Annotated in this window: 3 protein-coding genes; 1 reads left to right on the top strand and 2 read right to left on the bottom strand. The window is 43.0% G+C overall.

Annotated elements, in window-relative coordinates; genetic code table 11:
- Window positions 1–423: SH3 domain-containing protein (locus tag H6541_14425; GenBank protein ID MCB9016979.1), on the bottom strand; the 423-nt coding region annotated here is incomplete at its 3' end.
- Window positions 424–679: 256 nt separating this feature from the next.
- Here H6541_14425 and H6541_14420 point away from each other — a divergent pair.
- Window positions 680–2755 (top strand): HDIG domain-containing protein, encoded by a 2076-nt coding sequence (locus tag H6541_14420; protein MCB9016978.1) that lies wholly within the window; start codon window positions 680–682, stop codon window positions 2753–2755.
- 108 nt (window positions 2756–2863) lie between these two features.
- Here the strand turns inward: H6541_14420 and H6541_14415 are convergent.
- Window positions 2864–3292: WbqC family protein (locus tag H6541_14415; protein ID MCB9016977.1), on the bottom strand; the 429-nt coding region annotated here is incomplete at its 5' end.

Raw genomic sequence — 3292 nt, 5'->3', positions numbered from 1 at the left:
CATGGCTGTTTCTATCAGATCTTCAGGGCTGCGCAACAGGGGAGTATGGCTTTCGCCTTCTGAAAGATGGTATTTCCCCGCGGGGCCGTTCATCAGTCCGTCAGGTAAAAGGTGTAAGGTGCTTCCCAGAACAAGTGTATAGCCCGGATGCCCCTGCAAACTCAACCTGGCTGTTATATCTGAAACAAGCTGCTGGTCGAGCTGAAGAATTAAATCGTAATTTTCGTCGGAGAGAATGTGTATTTGCCTGTAATCACACCATCCTTCATAATCGTCATGAATGGTTTTGATTTTAATCCAGTGCCCTGATATTTCAGTTGTTACGACAAGATCGCCAAAAAGCAACTGATTCACCATCTCAGCTTTATCTGAGGGTTCGGCCCTGACAGCAACCAATGAATGATAACAAATGGCGATTGGCATAGGTTGTACACCTTGTGTTGTGGGCAAATATACCGAATTATTTTTCGCTTTTACTGAGAAGTAATTAACAGTTTGGACTGTATTGTTGAAAACTTCTGTCCTGTTTTTTGGTTTGTCAGGTTTACGTGCTGATAACCAGTGCTGTATGGTTTTAATTAAGCGTTGTTATTTTAATGAGTGCGAATAGTATCTTTATGCATGAACGTATCTTTTGTATATTCGTGCTTTGGCAAACTGTTTATTCCACTTCAATTTTATGAATAAATCATTCTATTGGCTTCGCGACCATCATGATATTCTGGGAAAGGTCTTCCTGTTTGCCCTGGTAATCTGGTTGCTGATTATGGTTTTTCCGCGTGAGGGCCGTTTCAGGTATGAATACCAGCGGGGTAAAACATGGCAGCACGATGATTTGATTGCACCGGTTGATTTTGCTATTCTGAAACCGGCTGAAGAACTGAAGCTTGAGCAGGAAATTGCACTGAAAGATGCCCGGCCTTACTTCAGGCGCAGTCATTCAATGGCTGATGCACAAATGAATTATCTTATCAATGCTTTTGAAAGGGCCTGGGAAGCGCAATATGGCCGGCAAGCCGGAACTGATGATGCAAAAACCCGTAACCTTAAAGTGGTGATGGGCGTGCTTGATACTTTGTTTTCGCACGGGGTTATCAGTATTACAAATGAAATTGAGAATAAACCGCCGGGCTATGAAGTCTTTGTGGTTGATGGTAATACCGCCTCAAAAGTGCCATTGTCGCGGATGTTTACCATTGCCTCTGCCGAAACATACATCAGGCGCAAACTGGCCGAAGCTGATACCGGAAATGATGAAATGCTCAGGGGGCTATTGTTGAATGCTATTAAACAGAATATTCTGTTTGATGCTGAAAATACCAGCAGGGCCAGGGAGGCACTGGTTAGCGAAATTCCCAATTCGCGGGGAATGGTCCAGAATGGCGAAAAAATCATTCAGAAAGGTGAACTGATCAATGCTGAAAAATTCCAGGTGCTTGAATCGCTCAGGGCTGATTATGAAAGCCGCCTGGGCGATAATTTTAAATACAACAATGTGCTTTTTGGTCAGTCGCTGCTTATTACACTCACCATGGTGGCCTTTGTACTGTTTATGATTTCATTCAGACGCGATATTTTTGCTGAAAACAAAAAACTCCTTATTATCCTGTTGGTTATTTACCTGATGGTTGCCACGGCCAGCCTGACGATTGGCCGCAGTCAGGATTTGCTGCAACTCCTGCCTTTTTGTTTGGTTCCTATTGTTATCAGGGTGTTTTTTGATACCCGTCTGGCCTTTTTTGTGCATGTGGTTACCTTAATCTTAACCGGATTTATGGTGCCCAATGGGTTTGAGTTTATTTTTCAACAACTTATTACCGGAATTATTGCCATTATCAGTGTGGCTGAACTGCGGCGCAGATCGCAGTTCTTTATTACTGCTTTGGCTGTGTTTGTAACTTATTCGGCTATTTATACCGGTATGCTTATGATTCAGGATGGCAATCTGCATGGTATTGAAGCTTCAGAGTTTATCTATTTTGCCGGAAGTGCTGTATTTACACTTTTTTCTTATCCGCTGATTTTTGTGTTTGAAAAGCTTTTCGGGCAGGTGACAGATGTTACGCTTATGGAGCTTTCCGATACCAACAGCCCCCTGTTGCGACAGCTCTCACTGCATGCGCCGGGTACTTTTCAGCACTCCATGCAGGTGGCCAATATTGCCGAAGCTGCCATTTATGAAATTGGTGGAAATACGCTGCTCGTCAGGGCCGGAGCCTTGTATCATGATATCGGCAAGATGGATATGCCGATGTATTTTATTGAAAATCAATCGTCGGGCGTAAATCCGCATGATGAACTTGGCTATGAGGAAAGTGCCCGTATCATTGTAAGCCATGTAATTAAAGGGATTGAAAAGGCCAAGAAATATAAGCTTCCTGAAGTGCTGGTCGATTTTATACGTACCCATCACGGCACCCGCATGGCCGAATATTTTTATAATAAGCAGCGTATCGACCATCCTGAGCAGGAAATAAGCGAGCAGGCTTTCAGATATCCCGGCCCTGTGCCTTTTTCAAAGGAAACATCGGTGCTGATGATGGCCGATTCTGTGGAAGCCGCTTCCAGAAGTATGAAAATGCCTACCGCTGCCTCTATCGCTCAACTGGTCGACAAAATTGTTGATGGCCAGATTGAAACAAATCAGTTTGTAAACTCTGAACTTACCCTGAAGGATATTACGCGCATCAAAAAGATTCTGAAAAAGAAACTGATGAGCATTTATCACGTAAGAATTGAGTATCCAACTGTTTAAGCATCCATTTCGAAGGCAGTCTGTTGCTTTTATCTGTTACAGTAGTTCGGCTTGAAAAATGCACTTTGCTGATGGTTGGGCTTCTTTTTCGAATACCGGGATAAGTTTCTATATTTCCTTTTGTTGATTTACAGGCGGGTGCTTTTGCAGATAGTCAACGGATGCAGGGCCCAGATTAAAAAGAAGATCAAGAATGCTGAGGTTGGGTGTAAATTCCTGCCTGTCGGCAAAAACCTGTATGTAGGGCGCGAAATTGGTGATTGAAAAAAGTTTTTCAACCTGTTGTTTAGGCATGATTTTATGACGAAGGTCCAATGTGTCTTCAGGGCATTTAATAAATGTTTCGGATAGTTTATAAGCTGGTTTTATTTTTAATAACCGCAGGCACAGGTTGATGATTTTCAGGTTGAAATTCATCAGCAATTCAGGCGGGTTGTTGAATATGGCTTCAAAATCGTCGCGGTAATAAAGGAAAAACGGTGATTTGTTGTAGGCTGATTCAATGGCGCGCCAGTGTGTTCTTTGCCAGTTTTTGTT

The sequence above is a fragment of the Lentimicrobiaceae bacterium genome (genome assembly GCA_020636745.1).
Taxonomy (GTDB): Bacteria; Bacteroidota; Bacteroidia; order Bacteroidales; family Lentimicrobiaceae; genus Lentimicrobium.
This window is presented reverse-complemented; position numbering and strand designations above follow the sequence as displayed.